The organism is Streptomyces aquilus (assembly GCF_003955715.1).
In the GTDB taxonomy this organism is placed as follows: Bacteria; Actinomycetota; Actinomycetes; order Streptomycetales; family Streptomycetaceae; genus Streptomyces; species Streptomyces aquilus.
The window spans coordinates 4184680-4200809 of sequence record NZ_CP034463.1 but is presented as its reverse complement, the minus strand read 5'-3'; the positions used below and the strand labels follow the sequence as shown (position 1 = coordinate 4200809).

At 68.7% G+C, this 16130-nt stretch carries 14 protein-coding genes; 4 read left to right on the top strand and 10 right to left on the bottom strand.

Annotated elements, in window-relative coordinates; translation table 11 throughout:
• Positions 1 to 347: 347 nt before the first annotated feature.
• Positions 348 to 662: a hypothetical protein gene (locus tag EJC51_RS19255; protein ID WP_126272224.1), complete on the bottom strand. Its 315-nt coding sequence runs from the start codon at positions 660 to 662 to the stop codon at positions 348 to 350.
• A 324-nt stretch (positions 663 to 986) separates the two neighbouring features.
• Here EJC51_RS19255 and EJC51_RS19250 point away from each other — a divergent pair, with 324 nt between their 5' ends.
• Together EJC51_RS19250 and EJC51_RS19245 are read left to right on the top strand one after the other, a co-directional pair.
• Positions 987 to 1514, top strand: coding sequence for a universal stress protein (locus EJC51_RS19250; RefSeq protein ID WP_059191971.1), 528 nt, complete (start codon positions 987 to 989; stop codon positions 1512 to 1514).
• Between the two features lie 149 nt (positions 1515 to 1663).
• Positions 1664 to 2218, top strand: coding sequence for a GPR1/FUN34/YaaH family transporter (locus EJC51_RS19245; protein WP_126272223.1), 555 nt, complete (start codon positions 1664 to 1666; stop codon positions 2216 to 2218).
• Between the two features lie 156 nt (positions 2219 to 2374).
• Here EJC51_RS19245 and glmS read toward each other — a convergent pair whose 3' ends face one another.
• Entirely contained in the window at positions 2375 to 4192 is a 1818-nt protein-coding gene (glmS, locus tag EJC51_RS19240; protein WP_126272222.1) for a glutamine--fructose-6-phosphate transaminase (isomerizing), read from the bottom strand.
• 14 nt (positions 4193 to 4206) lie between these two features.
• Positions 4207 to 4464 (bottom strand): hypothetical protein, encoded by a 258-nt coding sequence (locus EJC51_RS19235; protein ID WP_079306286.1) that lies wholly within the window; start codon positions 4462 to 4464, stop codon positions 4207 to 4209.
• A 186-nt stretch (positions 4465 to 4650) separates the two neighbouring features.
• Here EJC51_RS19235 and EJC51_RS19230 point away from each other — a divergent pair, with 186 nt between their 5' ends.
• The gene (locus tag EJC51_RS19230; RefSeq protein ID WP_126272221.1) at positions 4651 to 6207 is read left to right on the top strand and encodes a purple acid phosphatase family protein; all 1557 of its coding nucleotides are present in this window, start codon (positions 4651 to 4653) and stop codon (positions 6205 to 6207) included.
• Between the two features lie 17 nt (positions 6208 to 6224).
• On the opposite strand, the gene EJC51_RS19225 is transcribed toward EJC51_RS19230, so the two are convergent.
• Positions 6225 to 7118 (bottom strand): DUF4429 domain-containing protein, encoded by an 894-nt coding sequence (locus EJC51_RS19225; protein WP_126272220.1) that lies wholly within the window; start codon positions 7116 to 7118, stop codon positions 6225 to 6227.
• A 92-nt stretch (positions 7119 to 7210) separates the two neighbouring features.
• On the opposite strand from EJC51_RS19225, the gene EJC51_RS19220 reads away from it, so the two are divergent.
• Positions 7211 to 8815 (top strand): beta-N-acetylhexosaminidase, encoded by a 1605-nt coding sequence (locus tag EJC51_RS19220; protein WP_208870725.1) that lies wholly within the window; start codon positions 7211 to 7213, stop codon positions 8813 to 8815.
• Between the two features lie 113 nt (positions 8816 to 8928).
• On the opposite strand, the gene EJC51_RS19215 is transcribed toward EJC51_RS19220, so the two are convergent.
• From EJC51_RS19215 to EJC51_RS19190, 6 genes are all read right to left on the bottom strand, one after another.
• Positions 8929 to 10701 (bottom strand): IucA/IucC family protein, encoded by a 1773-nt coding sequence (locus tag EJC51_RS19215; protein WP_126272218.1) that lies wholly within the window; start codon positions 10699 to 10701, stop codon positions 8929 to 8931.
• The gene (locus EJC51_RS19210; RefSeq protein WP_126272217.1) at positions 10698 to 11237 is read right to left on the bottom strand and encodes a GNAT family N-acetyltransferase; all 540 of its coding nucleotides are present in this window, start codon (positions 11235 to 11237) and stop codon (positions 10698 to 10700) included. The genes EJC51_RS19215 and EJC51_RS19210 overlap by 4 nt, the downstream gene beginning before the upstream one ends.
• Entirely contained in the window at positions 11234 to 12511 is a 1278-nt protein-coding gene (locus tag EJC51_RS19205) for a lysine N(6)-hydroxylase/L-ornithine N(5)-oxygenase family protein (RefSeq protein WP_126272216.1), read from the bottom strand. Before EJC51_RS19205 ends, EJC51_RS19210 begins: the two co-directional genes overlap by 4 nt.
• Complete coding sequence (gene desA / locus EJC51_RS19200) at positions 12495 to 13937, bottom strand: lysine decarboxylase DesA (protein ID WP_126272215.1); 1443 nt, start codon at positions 13935 to 13937, stop codon at positions 12495 to 12497. The genes EJC51_RS19205 and desA overlap by 17 nt, the downstream gene beginning before the upstream one ends.
• Positions 13938 to 14064: 127 nt before the next feature.
• The gene (locus EJC51_RS19195; RefSeq protein WP_126272214.1) at positions 14065 to 14919 is read right to left on the bottom strand and encodes a siderophore-interacting protein; all 855 of its coding nucleotides are present in this window, start codon (positions 14917 to 14919) and stop codon (positions 14065 to 14067) included.
• Between the two features lie 116 nt (positions 14920 to 15035).
• A complete protein-coding gene (locus EJC51_RS19190) occupies positions 15036 to 16085 on the bottom strand; it encodes an ABC transporter substrate-binding protein (RefSeq protein WP_126272213.1) in 1050 nt (349 codons plus the stop codon).
• Positions 16086 to 16130: the final 45 nt, after the last annotated feature.

Sequence of the window (16130 nt, the reverse complement as noted above, 5' to 3'; positions counted from 1 at the left end):
CCTCGGTTGTGTCGCTCCTGCACGTTTCCCCTCGGTCCTGCACGAGTCCCCCGCCGTAAGACGTCAAGATCGAATCTACTGTGTCCCGTGGTGCCGGGGTGACCAGTTCGGCAACCGGCACATTGTCGACATGGCAACTTGGCGTGAAGCATTCGATCACGAAGCGTTGCACTCAGGGGCCGTGCAGGGAAGTGCGCCTTGTCGCAGTGGCCAATCCACGTAGGGTGCGAAGGGCCCCCAGGACCCTTTCCGTGCAGGTCGAACGGGGGGTGGGGGGTGTCACCGGCAACGTAGGTGCGGGGCCGAGAAGTTGGCTGAAAAGATACGGGTCCGTGCGCGGAAACCGGTCAAGCGACCGGTGAGTTTCCCCCAGTGTGACGACCGCCTCGATGAGACCCCGTTCCGGTCCTGTGACGACGGCCACGATGGGGTGCGTGTTCCTCCGCGAGCAAGCGCGCCGCGCCGCGCTCGGACTGGCGCAGCAGCACCCGGCAGACGGCCGTGACGGCGGCGAGACCGAGGGCGGTGCCGGCGGCGCCGGCGAGCGAGGAGCCGTACCAGACGAGGACCACCGGGACGAGGACGCAACTGAAGGCCGCCCAGCGGACCACGTCCGTGGCGGAGTCGGCGGAATCGGCGGTGGGCGGACGGTGTCCGGACATGGCGTGCTCCCTGGGGCTGACTCGCGGGGTTCAACGCCTGTTCGACGGGTCGGTCACTGCCCGCAGGGCCCTTCGGGGGGCGTACGCGGGGCGGGCGGTTCCTTGAATCCTGTGCAAACCGCCTGTACAGCGCAGCAACCATTGCGTTACGGGCGCACCCTCGTGCATGCTCCCTGGAACCCCTCACCGACCGTGAACGGGATCTGGGCGAAGGAGGCGTGCCGCCGTACCCTTGGGGGTATGGGGTTGGGAAGATGATTCCCGGACACAGCTCCGCCGCACACGGTCGTCCCTCCCACTAAGGATCACAACGCCGAGACAGCCATGGCCGGTCACGAATTCTTCGAACCAGCGGACCGCAAGCGGCCCGTCGCCGATCCCACGGCGGCCGAGCCCCAGGCGGCGGAAGAGCCACGCCATTCCTGCGACCCCGCCTTCAAGCACGGCGTCGTGGTGGGTTTCGACGGCTCCACGTCCAGTGAGCGCGCCCTCGCGTACGCCATCGGCATGGCCCACCGCTCCGGCTCGGGCCTGATCATCGTCCATGTCGCCAACCGGCTGCCCACGACCGTGTGGGCGGGCTGCGAGCCGCCGGTCTTCGTGGACGTCCCGGACCACCGCACCGAGGTGCTCGGTCTGGAGCTGGCCTGTGCCGACTATCTGGCCGAGGTGCCCTGGATCCTCGTCGAGCGCGGTGGCGACATCTGCCACGAACTCGAAGAGGTCGGGCGGGAGTACGAGGCGGACGCGATCGTCGTCGGCTCCACGCACGGCATCGTGGGGCGCATCTTCGGCTCCGTCGCGGGGCGGCTCGCCAAGCGCGCCAAGCGTCCCGTCGTTGTCATTCCGTAACTCGTCGTTCTCCCAGGTGAGATGCGAACTGGGAACGCCCCCTCCCCTTTGTGCCGCGCTCGAATCTACTGGCGCGTAGAGGTGTTTGTGCCCTTGTGAAGGGCATATATCGCACACCGCACAACAGCACAGCATGAAGGGAGCCCGCCGTGGACAATGACGTCTCCGCGGGAGCAACCACCATCGTCGGCCGACTCGCCCTCGGGATCACCCTCCTGGCGTTCGGACTCGGCCACACCGACGTGATCGACGGCGTGTCAGCCGCTGACGCCGTGTCAATCGCCCAGTACGTGGGCGGCATTGCCCTCTTCGTCGCCGGGCTCATGGCCTTCCGTGACCGCGACACCGCCAACGGGACCGCGTTCGCGGCGCTGGGTGCGCTGTGGTTCACGTGGGCCGTCTCGGACGCCGGATCCGCCAACGCGGCCGGGCTGTTCTTCCTGCTCTTCGCCCTCGTGGCGCTGTCTCTCACGCTCGCGGGCGGGGACCAACTCGGGCAGGGCGCCTACGGGTTGTTCTTCGTGTCCCTCGTGCTGATGGCCATCGCGGCCTTCGCCGACAACGACGGGCTCGCCAAGGTGGGCGGCTGGTTCGCTGTCGCGGCCGGTGCGGTGGCCTGGTATGCGGCCACCGCGGCGTTGGCTCACTGGCCGACGTCTCTTCGTGGACGTGCTGCCGGCCGGGGGGTGACGGCCACCGGCTAGCTGCGCAGGCCGGGGGGTTGGGCGGCTCCCCGGCGATGAGAACGGACCCCCCGTGAATGGTGGCATCACGGGGGGTCCGTTCATGTTTCGTTGGCCTGTGCGGGTGCGTGGGGGCTGGTCGCGCAGTTCCCCGCGCCCCTAAAAGCAAGAGGCCCTCTACTCCACCGTCACCGACTTCGCGAGGTTGCGCGGCTTGTCGATGTCCCGGCCCAGGGCCAATGCCGTGTGGTACGCCAGGAGTTGCAGCGGGATGCCCATCAGGATCGGGTCGAGTTCGTCCTCGTTCTTCGGGACGACGATCGTGTGGTCGGCCTTCTCCTGGGGCTGGTGGGCGACCGCGAGGATCTTGCCGCTGCGGGCCTTGATCTCCTCCATCGCGGCGCGGTTCTTCTCCAGCAGGTCGTCGTCGGGGACGATCGCGACCGTGGGGAGGGCGGGCTCGATCAGGGCCAGCGGGCCGTGCTTGAGCTCGGAGGCCGGGTAGGCCTCGGCGTGGATGTAGGAGACCTCCTTGAGCTTCAGGGAGGCCTCACGGGCCACCGGGTAGCCCCGGACGCGGCCGATGAAGAGCATCGAGCGGGCGTCGGTGTACTGCTCGGCCAGCTTCTTGATCTCCTCCTCCCGGTCGAGGATCTCGGCGATCTGGGCGGGCAGCCGGCGCAGGCCCTCGATGATGCGCTTGCCGTCCCGGACCGAGAGGTCGCGGGTGCGGCCCAGGTGCAGGGCGAGCAGCGCGAAGGCGACCGTCGTGTTCGTGAAGCACTTCGTCGAGACGACGCAGACCTCGGGGCCCGCGTGGACGTAGATGCCGCCGTCCGCCTCACGGGCGATCGCGGAGCCGACCACGTTGACCACGCCCAGGACCCTCGCGCCCTTGCGCTTCAGCTCCTGGACGGCCGCGAGGACGTCGTACGTCTCGCCCGACTGGGAGACCGCGATGTAGAGGGTGTCGGGGTCCACGACGGCGTTGCGGTAGCGGAACTCGGAGGCCGGCTCGGCGTCCGCGGGGATGCGGGCCAGCTCCTCGATCATCTGGGCGCCGATCATGCCGGCGTGGTACGAGGTGCCGCAGCCGAGGATCTTCACGCGGCGGATCTGGCGGGCCTCGCGGGCGTCGAGGTTGAGGCCGCCGAGGTGGACCGTGGAGAAGCGGTCGTCGATGCGGCCGCGCAGGACGCGGTCGACCGCCTCGGCCTGCTCGAAGATCTCCTTGTGCATGTACGTGTCGTGGCCGCCCATGTCGTAGGAGGCGGCCTCCCACTCGACCGTGGTGGGCTCGGACGTCGTACGGGTGCCCTCCGTGGTGTACGTGCGGAAGTCGTCGGCCTTGAGGGTGGCCATCTCGCCGTCGTCCAGCGTCACTATCTGCCGCGTGTGGGCGACCAGGGCGGCGATGTCCGAGGCGACGAACATCTCCTTCTCGCCGATGCCGAGGACGACCGGGGAGCCGTTGCGGGCGACGACGATGCGGTCCGGGAAGTCGGCGTGCAGCACGGCGATGCCGTACGTGCCCTCGATCAGGCGGAGGGTCTCGCGGACCTTGTCCTCCAGCTTCTCCGCGGTGGAGCGGGAGATCAGGTGGACGAGGACCTCGGTGTCGGTCTCGGAGAGGAACTCGACGCCGTCGGCCTCCAGCTTGCGGCGCAGGTCGGAGGCGTTGTCGATGATGCCGTTGTGGACGACGGCGACCTTGCCCTCGGCGTCGAGGTGCGGGTGGGCGTTCACGTCGGAGGGGGCGCCGTGGGTGGCCCAGCGGGTGTGGGCGATGCCGGTCGTGCCCTTGAAGCGGGCCGGGACCTTGGCCTCCAGGTCACGGACGCGGCCCTTGGCCTTGACCGTCCTGAGCCCTGCCGTCTTCGGCGCGGTGATGGCGATGCCCGCCGAGTCGTAGCCCCGGTACTCCAGGCGCTGGAGGCCCTCCAGGAGCAGCGGCGCCACGTCACGCTTGCCGATGTATCCGACGATTCCGCACATATGTATACGTATTCCTAGCCGTAGACGATCCGGCGCAGCTGGCGGAGCGTGAGCTCCGGTGGGGCCACCGCCCGGTATTTCAGGTCCGCCTCGATCCGGTCGAAGATCTCCGCGTTCACCAGGCCCTGGGCCTGGAGCTCGCGGTGGCGGCGACGGACGTACACCTCGGTCGTCTCGTCGAAGTAGGCGAGCACGTCCTGGATCACCCGCAGCGCCTCGCCCCGCTGGAGGGGCGTGGTGCGGGTCAGATGATCAACAAGGTCGTCGTGCACTCGGTAGATCCTGGGGTATCGGGGGCCGCCTCGCAAGAATCCTGCCCGATTTCGGGCAGAGGTGCTGTAGAAACTCTTAGAAGAACATTGAATCTCTTATGAGGCCGTGTTCGTGACTTGGCCACCCGGCGTCTTGCGTCTCGTTGCCTGGGGGGACGAGTTTCGGTCGTCATGGACATTCCTCGCATGGGCGTACCCGAGCAGCTCGCCGACCGCATGAGCATGGCCGAGCAGCACGAGTACCTGCGCGCCAGATTCTCCCGGCGCACGATGATCAGGGGCGGCGCGGTCACGCTGGGCGCCGTCACGGGCGGCGCCTTCGTGCCCGGCGCCACCGCCCAGGCCACGCCGATGGCCGCCCCGCGCACCGAGACGGTCGACGGCTCGCTCGTCGCCCCCTTCGGCCGCCACCTCGCCTACGGCAACGACCCGCGCACTGAGATGACCGTCTCGTGGCAGGTCCCCGTCGCCGTCAAGAAGCCCTTCATCCGCATCGGCGCCCACCCCTGGGACCTCTCCCGCAAGATCGAGGCCGAGGTCCGCAGCCTCTACACCCCGACCGGCGTCGGCGCGAGCGCCGACCACACCCAGTACTACGTCCACGCCAAGCTGACCCACCTCAAGCCCGGCAAGACGTACTACTACGGCGTCGGCCACCAGGGCTTCGACCCGGCCGCGCCCCACCTCGTCGGCACCCTCGGCACCTTCACCACCGCCCCCGCCCACAAGGCGCCCTTCACCTTCACCGCCTTCGGCGACCAGGGCGTCAGCTACCACGGCCTCGCCAACGACAGCCTGATCCTCGGCCAGAACCCGGTCTTCCACCTGCACGCCGGCGACATCGCCTACGCCGACCCGGCCGGGCAGGGCAAGTCCGCCGACACCGGCTTCGACTCCCGGGTGTGGGACCAGTTCCTCGCCCAGACCGAGTCGGTCGCCAAGTCGGTGCCGTGGATGGTGAGTTACGGCAACCACGACATGGAGGCCTGGTACTCGCCCAACGGCTACGGCGGCGAGGAGGCCCGCTTCACGCTCCCCGACAACGGGCCGGACAAGAAGCACCTCCCGGGCGTCTACTCCTTCGTCTACGGCAACACCGCGGTCATCTCGCTCGACCCGAACGACGTGTCGTACGAGATCCCCGCCAACCTCGGTATCTCCGGTGGCACCCAGACCACGTGGTTCGAGGGGCAGTTGAAGAAGTTCCGGGCCCGGCACGACATCGACTTCATCGTCGTCTTCTTCCACCACTGCGCCTACTGCACCTCCACCGCGCACGCCTCCGAGGGCGGCGTACGGCAGGAGTGGGTGCCGCTGTTCGAGAAGTACACGGTGGACCTGGTCATCAACGGCCACAACCACCAGTACGAGCGGACGGACGTCATCAAGGGGAACAAGGTCGCCAAGAAGCTCCCGATCGGCGAGACGGCGTACCCCGAGACCGAGGGTGTCGTCTACGTGACGGCCGGTGCGGCGGGGCGCAGCCTCTACGCGTTCTCCGCACCCGACTCCTACGAGGGGCACCTCAACGAGGTCGACTCCGTCGCCTCCTTCATCAACACCAAGGACGGCAAGGTCAACGAGACCGTCGCCTGGTCCCGGGTGCGGTACCTCAACTACTCGTTCCTGCGGGTGGACGTGGAACCGGCGCCGCGCGGGCACTGGGCCAAGCTCAAGGTGTCGGGCATCGCCGAGACCGGGGACCGGATCGACCACTTCACGGTGGCGCGCAAGGCCAAGTAGGCGTGTCCTTGACGGACTTACATCCGTTTCAGGATCGCCTGTTTGGCCAGCGTGAACTCCTCGTCCGTCAGCACACCCGTGCGGCGCAGCTCGCCGAGCTCGCGCAGCCGGCGCAGGAGGGCGTCGTGGCCGTCCTCGACGGGGGCGACCGGGAGGGAAGGCGTTTCCGGTCGGGTGCCGAGGGCCTTGCGTACGTCGACGGCGGCCGTCCGGGCCGGGTGGGGGAGCCTGGCCTGGACGGCCGCCGCGACGAGGGCCATCAGCGGGTCCTTCTTGAAGCCCCACAGCTCCACGGAGTGGGGGTCGTACTTCGCCGGGGCCTTGCTGGGCGCGTTGTGCACCGTGAAGCGGAGATGGCCGTTGTCCAGACCGGCCGCGGGAAGCCACTCCACGGCGGCGAGGTCGGTGAGGGGCAGGGTGCGGATGCCGGCGGCGGCCTTGGCGTCCTCCGTCTTCCAGTTCCACTCCAGGCGGACGCGCTCGCCGTCGAAGGTCGCGGTGCCGTCGCCCGCGGAGACCGACAGCGGGACGGCCGGGCCGGGCAGGAGGAACTCCGTGACCGGGGTCGCCGGGACCTGGTCGAGGAGGAGGGCCTCGCGTACCTCGTCCACGAAGTACTCGGCGACGCCGTAGCGGTCCGACTCGACGATGAGCTGGTAGGGGTCGTCGGGCTCGGTGAGACGGCCGCCGGTGGCGTGCAGCAGCGGGTCGGCGCCGTCGCGCAGCCGCAGCCTCAGCCGCCCCGCCCTGCGGCCCTGCTCGAAGGAGATCCCCGCCAACGCGCCCAGCGGGACGACCAGTTCACCCAGGGTCTTGCGGAGCAGGCTGACGTTCTTGTCGCGTCCCGGGGTCAGCCGCAGGGCGTCGCCGTCGAAGGCCCACGTGCCGTCCTTCTGGATGATTTCCGCCATGGGGCAAGTCTGGCATCGGGGTCGCGGACGGCCCGTTCCCTTCCCTTACCAGTGAATCACCGGGCACAGTGGTCTGCACCAATCCAGGGTGGATGACGAAGGGGGCGCAGGTGAGACGGCACCACAGAACGACTCCCCGTACGACCCGAGTTCTGGGCGCGTTGCTGCTGGTCGCGGTGGGCTCGCTCGCCGTGGGCGCGGCGCCGGCGCCCGCCGAGGCCACACCGCTCGACCAGGTGATTCCGGCGCCCGCGAAGGTGACGCCGGGCGGATCGCCGTACCGCATCACGGCGAAGACCCGGATCGGCGTGGACGACTCGCGGGAGGCGCGCCGCGTCGGCGAGTACCTCGCCGGGGTGCTCAGGCCGTCCACGGGCTATCGGCTGCCGGTGCACGCGGGGCGCGGCGGTGACATCCAACTACGGCTGGCCAAAGGCCCGTTCGGTGCCGAGGGGTACCGGCTCGACAGCGGGGCCAAGGGCGTCACCATCACCGCCGCGCAGCCCGCCGGGCTCTTCCACGGTGTCCAGACCCTGCGGCAGCTGCTGCCGGCGAAGGGCGAGAAGGGCTCCGTGCAGCCGGGGCCCTGGCTCGTCGCGGGCGGGGCGATCACCGACAGCCCGCGCTACGGCTGGCGCGGCGCCATGCTCGACGTCTCCCGGCACTTCTTCACCGTCGATCAAGTCAAGCGGTACATCGACCAGTTGGCGCTCTACAAGGTCAACAAGCTGCATCTGCATCTCAGCGACGACCAGGGCTGGCGCATCGCGATCGACTCCTGGCCGCGCCTGGCGACGTACGGCGGCTCGACGCAGGTCGGCGGCGGCCCCGGTGGCTTCTACACGAAGGCCGACTACAAGGAGATCGTCCGGTACGCGTCCGCGCGCTATCTGGAGGTCGTCCCCGAGATCGACATGCCCGGCCACACCAACGCCGCGCTCGCCTCGTACGCCGAACTGAACTGCGACGGGGTCGCGCCGCCGCTCTACACCGGCACCGAGGTCGGCTTCAGCTCGCTGTGCGTCGGCAAGGACCTCACGTACGACTTCGTCGACGACGTGATCGGGGAGCTCGCCGCGCTCACGCCCGGCCGCTATCTGCACATCGGCGGGGACGAGGCGCACTCGACCAGCCATGAGGACTACGTCACGTTCATGGACCGGGTGCAGCCGGTCGTCGCCAAGTACGGCAAGACGGTGGTGGGGTGGCACCAGCTGACCGGCGCGACGCCGGCGAAGGGGGCGGTGGCGCAGTACTGGGGGCTGGACGACACCAGTGCGGAGGAGAAGGCGCAGGTGGCCAAAGCCGCGCAGAACGGGACGGGGATCGTCCTGTCGCCCGCCGACCGGGTCTACCTCGACATGAAGTACACCGCGGACACGCCGTTGGGTCAGGACTGGGCCGGGCTGGTGGAGGTGCGGCGGTCGTACGACTGGGATCCGGGGGACTATCTGCCGGGGGTGCCCGCCGCGGCTGTGCGGGGAGTCGAGGCGCCGTTGTGGACGGAGACGATCGTGACGTCCGCCGACATCGAGTACATGGCGTTTCCGAGGCTGGCGGGGGTGGCTGAGCTGGGGTGGTCGGCGGTTGGTACGCATGACTGGGAGCGGTACAGGGTTCGGCTCGCTGCGCAGGGGGCTCGGTGGGAGGCGATGGGGATCAACTACTACCGGTCGCCTCAGGTGCCTTGGTCGTAGTTTGGCTGCGGGCCGGCGGGGGCTGGTCGCGCAGTTCCCCGCGCCCCTCGACGGCATGAAGCCGGCGGGCGCCACGAAGGACCGTACCTCGTGGCGCCCGCCTGTCTCTGGGGTCAGAACCCGGCGATCGGGTTCCTCAGGTTGCCCACCAGCTGGAGTGCGCCCGCCGGGTCCGCCAGGTCCACCATCTGCCGGTTGTTGCGCAGTTGGAGGCGGTTGAGGCAGGACAGGGCGAACTCCGGGGCGAACACGTCGTACTGCCGGAACTTGTCGGCGAGTTCCGGCACCGAGGCCTGGTACGCGCGGGTGACCTCCGCGACCGTCCGCCAGAAGTCGTCCTCCTCCAGGATTCCCTCGGTGGCGAGGTTCGCGGCGAGGAAGCGGAAGAAGCAGTCGAAGACGTCCGTGAAGACGGACAGGAGCTTCGTGTCGTCCGGGACGTCCACGCGCAGGCGCTCGACCGCCGGCGGGAGCACCGCGTCGACGTCCATGACCGCGATCTCCTCGGCGATGTCCTTGTAGATCGCGCGCTCGACGGCGCCGTCCTTGAGGACCAGGATCACGTTCTCGCCGTGCGGCATGTAGACCAGGTCATAGGCGTAGAAGCTGTGCAGGAGCGGGGTGAAGTACGCCGTCAGATAGCGGCGCAGCCACTCGGTCGGGGTCAGGCCCGACTGCTCGATCAGCGCGCCCGCGAAGGAGTTGCCCTCGTGGTCGACGTGGACCAGGGAGGCCATGGTCGCCAGCGACTCCCCGTCCTGGAGGGAGTTCACCGGGCTCTCGCGCCACAGGGCGGCCAGCATCTTGCGGTACGGCGAGTAGCGGTCCGTCGCCGCCTCGTACTCCAGGTGGCGGTAGCCGACGGCCGCGCGCTCGCGGATGATCGACAGGCCCGTGGACTTCAACACGGGGTCGTTGTCGATGAGTTGAGCGAGCCAGTCGTTGATGGCGGGGGTTGCCTCCATGTACGCCGCCGAAAGGCCGCGCATGAAGCCCATGTTGATGACGGACAGCGCCGTCTTGACGTAGTGCTTCTCGGGGCTGGTCGTGTTGAAGAAGGTCCGGATGGACTGCTGGGCGAGGTATTCGTCGTCGCCCTCGCCCAGGCAGACGAGGTGGCGGCGGGCGACCTCGGCGGCGAAGGTGACGGAGAGCTTGTTCCACCATTGCCAGGGGTGGACCGGGATGAGGAGGTAGTCGGCGGGGTCGAGCCGCTGGGCGCGCAGGGTGTCGTGGAAGCGCTCGACGGTCTTTTCGCCCAACTCGTCCCGTACGAAGGCCTCGTACTCGATCCCGACGCCCGCCGTGAAGGCCGCGCGGGAGCGGTGGGCGGCCAGCCAGACCAGGCGGACCGGGCTCGCCGTCTCGGGGGCGTACGACAGGTACTCGTGGATGCCGAAGCCGAGCCGCCCGTTGTTGGCGACGAAGCAGGGGTGGCCCTCGGTCATGCCGGTCTCGATGGCCTGGAAACCGCTTCGCGCCAGCTCGGCGACCGGGATCTGGGGCTTGGTGAGCTTGTAGCAGGTGCCGGAGAGGGTGGAGGAGATCTCCTCCAGGTAGACCGGCAGGATCTCGTCGCTCAGGCCGAGCGAGTTCTTCAGCTCGATGAAGAAGTCCAGCGCGGCGAGGGGGAGGTCGACGCCGTCTCGGTGACGGGAGATCGAGTCGGCGTCGACCTGCCAGTGGTCGAGGGCGCGGCGCGTGGCGGTGAACCCGTACCGGGTCAGACCGTCGTCGCTGCGGACCTCGAAGCGGCCGTCGGCGGTGGCCTCCGGCGTGATGAGCCGCTCGTGCGCGAACTCGGCGAGCGCCTTGCGGACGAGGAGGCGGTTGGCCTGCTCCCAGCGCTCGGGGGAGAGGTGGGCGACGGAGTCGGCGAGGCTCATGCGGACACCGCCTTGGTGAACTGCTCGCGCGTGCAGAAGCTGAGCAGCGCCCTCTTCTCCGGCTTCTGGATCTCCCGCTCGGGCACGAACCCGACGGCCTCGTTGAGGGCGTGGACGGCCGTGTTGGAGACGTCCGGCTCGACGACGACGCGCTCGACGGCCGGGTCCTCGAAGAGGTGGGCCAGCACGGCGGTGATGACGGCCCGCGTGAAGCCGTGCACCGGCCGGTCGGTCGCGGGGGTGAGGAAGTGCATTCCGATGTCACCGGGCAACGGCTCGTACAGGCCCACCAGTTCACGGTGGGCGGGGTCGTACTTCTCCATCAGGAAGACGGGGACGCCGTACGCGTCGAGACCCAGCAGCGCGTGGTGGTGCTCGTCGGCGGCTATGTCCATGTACGCGCGCTCGACGTCCTCCAGTTTCGCGTCCTGCATCATCCAGAACGCGGCCTTGGGATGGGTGACCCAGCCGTGCAGCAGCTCGGCGTCCTTGAGCGGGTCGAGCGGGCGGAAGGTGAAGGTGTGGGGGGTGGTCATACGGAGAACTCCTGGAACGCGATCGTCTTCTCGACCGGGTAGTACTCGGTGCCGAGCAGCTCACGGATGATGTAGCTGTTGCGGTACGCACCCATGCCCAGGTCGGGCGAGGTGATGCTGTGGGTGTGCACGCCGGCGTTCTGGAGGAAGACGCCGCGGCCGGTGGTGTCGATCGAGTAGTTGCGGGCGACGTCGAAGTTGCCCTGGGTGTCGTAGCGCAGCCGGTCCTTGACGGGGGTCAGGAACTCGGGCTCGGCGTACTTGTAGCCGGTGGCGAGGACCAGGCCCTGCGTCTGGAGGTCGTAGTCCTTCTCCTGCTCCTCCTGGCGGAAGGAGAGGGTGTACGTGCCGTTCTCGTAAGTGGCGCCGTTCAGGGCGGAGTTGGTGAGCAGCCGGGTGGGGACCGGTCCGCCGAGGTTCTTCTGGTAGAGCAGGTCGAAGATCTCGTTGATGAGATCACCGTCGATGCCCTTGAACAGGCCTTTCTGCTGGGCGGTGAGCCGGTAGCGGGTGGCCTCGGGCAGCTCGCGGTAGTAGTCGATGTACTCCGGGGAGGTCATCTCCAGCGTGAGCTTGGTGTATTCGAGGGGGAAGAAGCGGGGCGAGCGGGTCACCCAGTTCAGCCGGTAGCCGTACACGTCGATCTCGGCGAGGAGGTCGTGGTAGATCTCGGCGGCGGACTGCCCGGAACCGACGATCGTGATCGACTCCTTCTTCTGCAACTCCGCCTTGTTCTGCATGTACTGGGAGTTGTGGAAGAAGTCCCCGCCGAGACCGCGCACGGCCTCCGGGTAGTGGGGGGAGGTGCCGGTGCCGAGGACGAGATGGCGGGCGCGGAAGACGTCACCCGCGGTCGTCGTGACGACGTACACGCCGTCCTCGTACCTCACTTCGGCGACCGTCGTGCCGAAGCGGACGCTGCTCAGCTTGTTCGCGGCCCAGCGGCAGTAGTCGTCGTACTCGACACGCAGCGGGTAGAAGTTCTCCCGGATGTAGAACGAGTACAGCCGGCCCTTCTCCTTCAGGTAGTTGAGGAAGGAGTACGGCGAGGTCGGGTCGGCCAGCGTGACCAGGTCCGACATGAACGGCGTCTGGAGGTGGGCGCCGTCGAGGAACATGCCCGCGTGCCACTCGAAGTCGGGCTTCGACTCCAGGAACACACCGTCGAGTTCGTCGATGGGCTCGGTGAGGCAGGCCAGGCCGAGGTTGAACGGGCCGAGCCCGATGCCCACGAAGTCGTGGGTTTTGGACGGGGTTTCAGGACGCGCGGTCAAGGGACTCTCCCAGGTACTGCTCGGCGTGGCCGGCGATCAGATCGAGTACGGCGGTGATGTCTTCGGTCGTCGTCTCGGGGTTGAGCAGGGTGAACTTCAGGTAGTGGCGACCGCCGACCTTGGTGCCCGCGACCACCGCGTCGCCGGAGGCGAACAGGGCCTTGCGGGCGTACAGGTTGGCGCGGTCGATCTCGGAGGGGTCGGTCACCGCGGCCGGGATGTAGCGGAAGACGAGGGTGGAGAGCGTCGGCTCGACGACGACGTCGTAGCGCGGGTCGCCGGCGAGGATCTTCCAGCCCTCGACGGCCAGGTCGCACACCTCGTCGAAGAGCTGTCCGATGCCGTCGGCGCCCATGGTCCGCAGCGTCACCCACAGCTTGAGGGCGTCGAACCGGCGGGTGGTCTGGAGGGACTTGTCCACCTGGTTGGGGATGCGCTCCTGCACCATGCGCTTCGGGTTGAGGTACTCGGCGTGGTAGGTCGCGTGCCGCAGCGTGGCCGCGTCCCGCACCAGCACGGCGGACGAACTCACCGGCTGGAAGAAGGACTTGTGGTAGTCGACCGTGACCGAGTCGGCGCGCTCGATGCCGTCGATCCGGCCGCGGTACTTCACCGACGCGAGCAGTCCGCAGCCGTAGGCGGCGTCGACGTGCATCCAGGTGCCGTACTGCGCGCACAGCTCGGCGATCTCGGGCAGCGGGTCGATGGACCCGAAGTCGGTGGTGCCGGCGGTGGCGACGACGGCCATCGGGACGAGCCCGGCGGCCTTGCAGCGCTCCAGCTCACGGGCGAGCGCGACGGTCTGCATCCGCTTGTCGTGGCCGACGGGGATGCTGACCACGGAGTCGGGGGACAGGCCGAGGAGTTTGGCGGACTTCTTGACGCTGAAGTGGCTGACCTCGGAGGCGAAGATGCGCAGTTTGGCCGCGCTGTCCGTCTTGGCCTCCTCGCGGGCGAGGAGGAGGGCCTGGAGGTTCGACTGCGTCCCGCCGGAGGTGAACACGCCGTCAGCGGCGGGGCCGAGGCCGATGCGGGCGGTCGTCCAGTCGATGAGCTTGCGCTCGATGAGGGTGCCGCCGGCCGACTGGTCCCAGGTGTCCAGGGAGGAGTTGACCGCGGACAGGATCGCCTCGCCGAGCACCGCCGGGATGACGACCGGGCAGTTGAGGTGGGCGAGATAGCGGGGGTGGTGGAAGTAGACCGCGTCGCGGAGGTAGACGTCCTCCAGCTCGTCGAGCACGGCGCCGGTGTCGAGCAGCGGCTTGTCGAGGTCGATCGCGTCGATGGCCGGGGCGAGGTCGTCGACGGTGACTCCGGTGAACGGTCGGTCGGTGGCGGCGAGTTTGGCTGCCACCCGCTCTATTCCTTCGGTCACGGAGCGGCGGTACTGCTCCGCGGTCGTGTCGTTGAGCAGGTGCGAGCGCATGGTGGGGGTCCTCCGGTGGGGAGCAGTGGTCCGCGTTACTTAGGTTAGCCTAACCTAAGTTGCTCGTGTGCGGGTATGGGTGTGCGGCGGCTGGGGGCGGGGTGGGTCGGGCGGGCTGCTCGGCGGGCTACTCCGCGGCGCGGAGCTGTTCCTCGGTCATCCCCTGCCGCCAGTAGCCGACGAAGGTGACCCTGCGGCGGTCGATGCCCCGCTCGCCGACGAAGTGCCGGCGCAGCGCCTTGATGTGGCTCGACTCGCCCGCGATCCAGACGTACGGCCGCTCGGCGGGCGGCAGTTGGGCGTCACGGATGGCGCCGAGGGCCATGGGGGAGCCCTCGGTGCCCTCGTGGTCCCGCACGAACCAGGTGATCTCGGCGTCGGCCTCGGTCATCAGGTCCTGGATGTCCTCGGCGTGCTGCACCTCCAGCCAGATCCGGGCAGGGGTGCCGGCCGGCAGGGACTCCAGGATCGCGGAGATGGCGGGTACGGCGGTCTCGTCGCCCCAGATGAGCACGAGGTCGGTGTCGTCGGCCGGCCGGAACCGGATGGCACGGTTGTCGGCGATGGCGGGGCCGAGGAGGAGGACGCGGTCACCGGTGGAGGCACGGGAAGCCCAGCGGGAAGCCGGCCCGGCCGGGGTGGCGGCGTCGGGTTCGACGCCGTGCAGGACGAAGTCGATGTCGATCTCGTCGGGGTCCCGGCGCAGGGCGCGGAGGGTGTACGACCGCATCACCGCCCGTACGTCGTCCGGCAGTTCACGCCAGGCCTGCCACCAGCCGTCGCCGAGCTCGATCGGAACGACCGGCTCGGTCCGCCCCTCGGCGGGGATGAAGAGCGACAGGGACTGGTCGCACCCGTTGGAGTGGAACTCCCGCAACTCCTCGCCGCCGAAGGTGACTCGGACGAGGGAGGGGCCGAGTTGCCGCGTTCTCACGACTTGGAGAGAGAAGAAGCGGAAGGGGGCGGCGATGGCGGTGGTCATGACGGGTGCGCTCCTGAGTTAGCAGGGGGCAAGGCTTTTCGCTTTTAGGGGCGCGGGGAACTGCGCGACCAGCCACAACCGGCCCGCAGCTCACCCACCACATCAAGCCCCGTTTTTCAGCTGACCTTCTTGGCCTTCTCAAGAGCCTCCGCGAGGGTCTCAAGAAGCGGCGTGCACTTGTCGTACGACAGGATCGGCTCCGGCGACCGCGGGATGACCTGCCCGGCCTTCACCGCGGGCAGCTTCTTCCAGGTCGCCTCGGTGATGTCGGCCGGCTGGATCGTCGACGACCGGTCGTCCATCATGATGATGTCGGCCTTGTACTTGTCGACGTTCTCCCAGCTCAGCGACTCGTACCAACCGCCACCCTCCTTCTTCGCGCTCTCCGGCGGCTCGACGAAGTTCACGCCGAGGGCCTTGAAGTACTCGAGGTCGATGGAGAGGTTGGTGCCGGAGACGTAGAAGATGTCCTGGCTGGCGGAACCGGCCAGCACCTTGATGTTCGGCTTCGCCTTCGCGGCGGCGCGCAGCCGGGTCGCGGCGGCCTCGAACTTCTTCTTGGCGTCGGTGACGGTCGCGGCCGTCATGTCGGCGCCGAGGGACTCGGCCAGCTCCCACATGCGCTGGAGCGGCGCGGTCAGCTGGCGGTCGTAGACGGAGATGCCGACGCTCGGGGCGAGCTTGGCGATCTTGTCCTTGGAGGCGGCCGGGACGTACCAGAGGGTGCCGGCGCCGTCGAACATCGTGGTGATGAGGACGTCCGGGGCGAGGGCGGCGTACTTCTCGACGTTGAACTGGTCCCAGACGTTGCCGAGGATCTCCACCTTGGAGATGTCCATGTCGCCGGCCTGGACGTCGGCCTTGCCGTCGGCGGTCTTGGTGGGACCGAAGACGCCCTTGACCGAGATGCCGTAGTCGTAGAGGGCGGCGGCGACGCCGGTGAAGGCGACGATGTTCGTGGGGATCTTGTCGAGCTTCACCTCGGTGCCGCGGTCGTCCTTGAAGGTCCAGGGACCGGACTTCTTGGCCGCGGAGGTCTCCTTGTCAGAACCACCGCTTTTCGCGTCGTCGTCACCGCAGGCTGCGAGCACGGCGCCCAGACCGAGGGCGCCGCCCGCGGCGAGGATGCCACGGCGGGTGAGGTGGGTGGCTCTGGCGTTGGACATGGTGTGGCTGCTTTCGAACGGGGCGAAACGCCCGCCGGACAAGTT

Bases quoted from the DNA above. Each gene is read 5' to 3' on its own strand.
- EJC51_RS19255 (WP_126272224.1), bottom strand. From the start codon at position 662: ATGTCCGGACACCGTCCGCCCACCGCCGATTCCGCCGACTCCGCCACG.
- desA (WP_126272215.1), bottom strand. From the start codon at position 13,937: ATGCGCTCGCACCTGCTCAACGACACGACCGCGGAGCAGTACCGCCGC.
- EJC51_RS19215 (WP_126272218.1), bottom strand. From the start codon at position 10,701: ATGAGCCTCGCCGACTCCGTCGCCCACCTCTCCCCCGAGCGCTGGGAG.
- EJC51_RS19220 (WP_208870725.1), top strand. From the start codon at position 7,211: ATGACGAAGGGGGCGCAGGTGAGACGGCACCACAGAACGACTCCCCGT.
- EJC51_RS19250 (WP_059191971.1), top strand. From the start codon at position 987: ATGGCCGGTCACGAATTCTTCGAACCAGCGGACCGCAAGCGGCCCGTC.
- EJC51_RS19195 (WP_126272214.1), bottom strand. From the start codon at position 14,919: ATGACCACCGCCATCGCCGCCCCCTTCCGCTTCTTCTCTCTCCAAGTC.
- EJC51_RS19210 (WP_126272217.1), bottom strand. From the start codon at position 11,237: ATGACCACCCCCCACACCTTCACCTTCCGCCCGCTCGACCCGCTCAAG.
- EJC51_RS19230 (WP_126272221.1), top strand. From the start codon at position 4,651: ATGGGCGTACCCGAGCAGCTCGCCGACCGCATGAGCATGGCCGAGCAG.
- glmS (WP_126272222.1), bottom strand. From the start codon at position 4,192: ATGTGCGGAATCGTCGGATACATCGGCAAGCGTGACGTGGCGCCGCTG.
- EJC51_RS19190 (WP_126272213.1), bottom strand. From the start codon at position 16,085: ATGTCCAACGCCAGAGCCACCCACCTCACCCGCCGTGGCATCCTCGCC.
- EJC51_RS19225 (WP_126272220.1), bottom strand. From the start codon at position 7,118: ATGGCGGAAATCATCCAGAAGGACGGCACGTGGGCCTTCGACGGCGAC.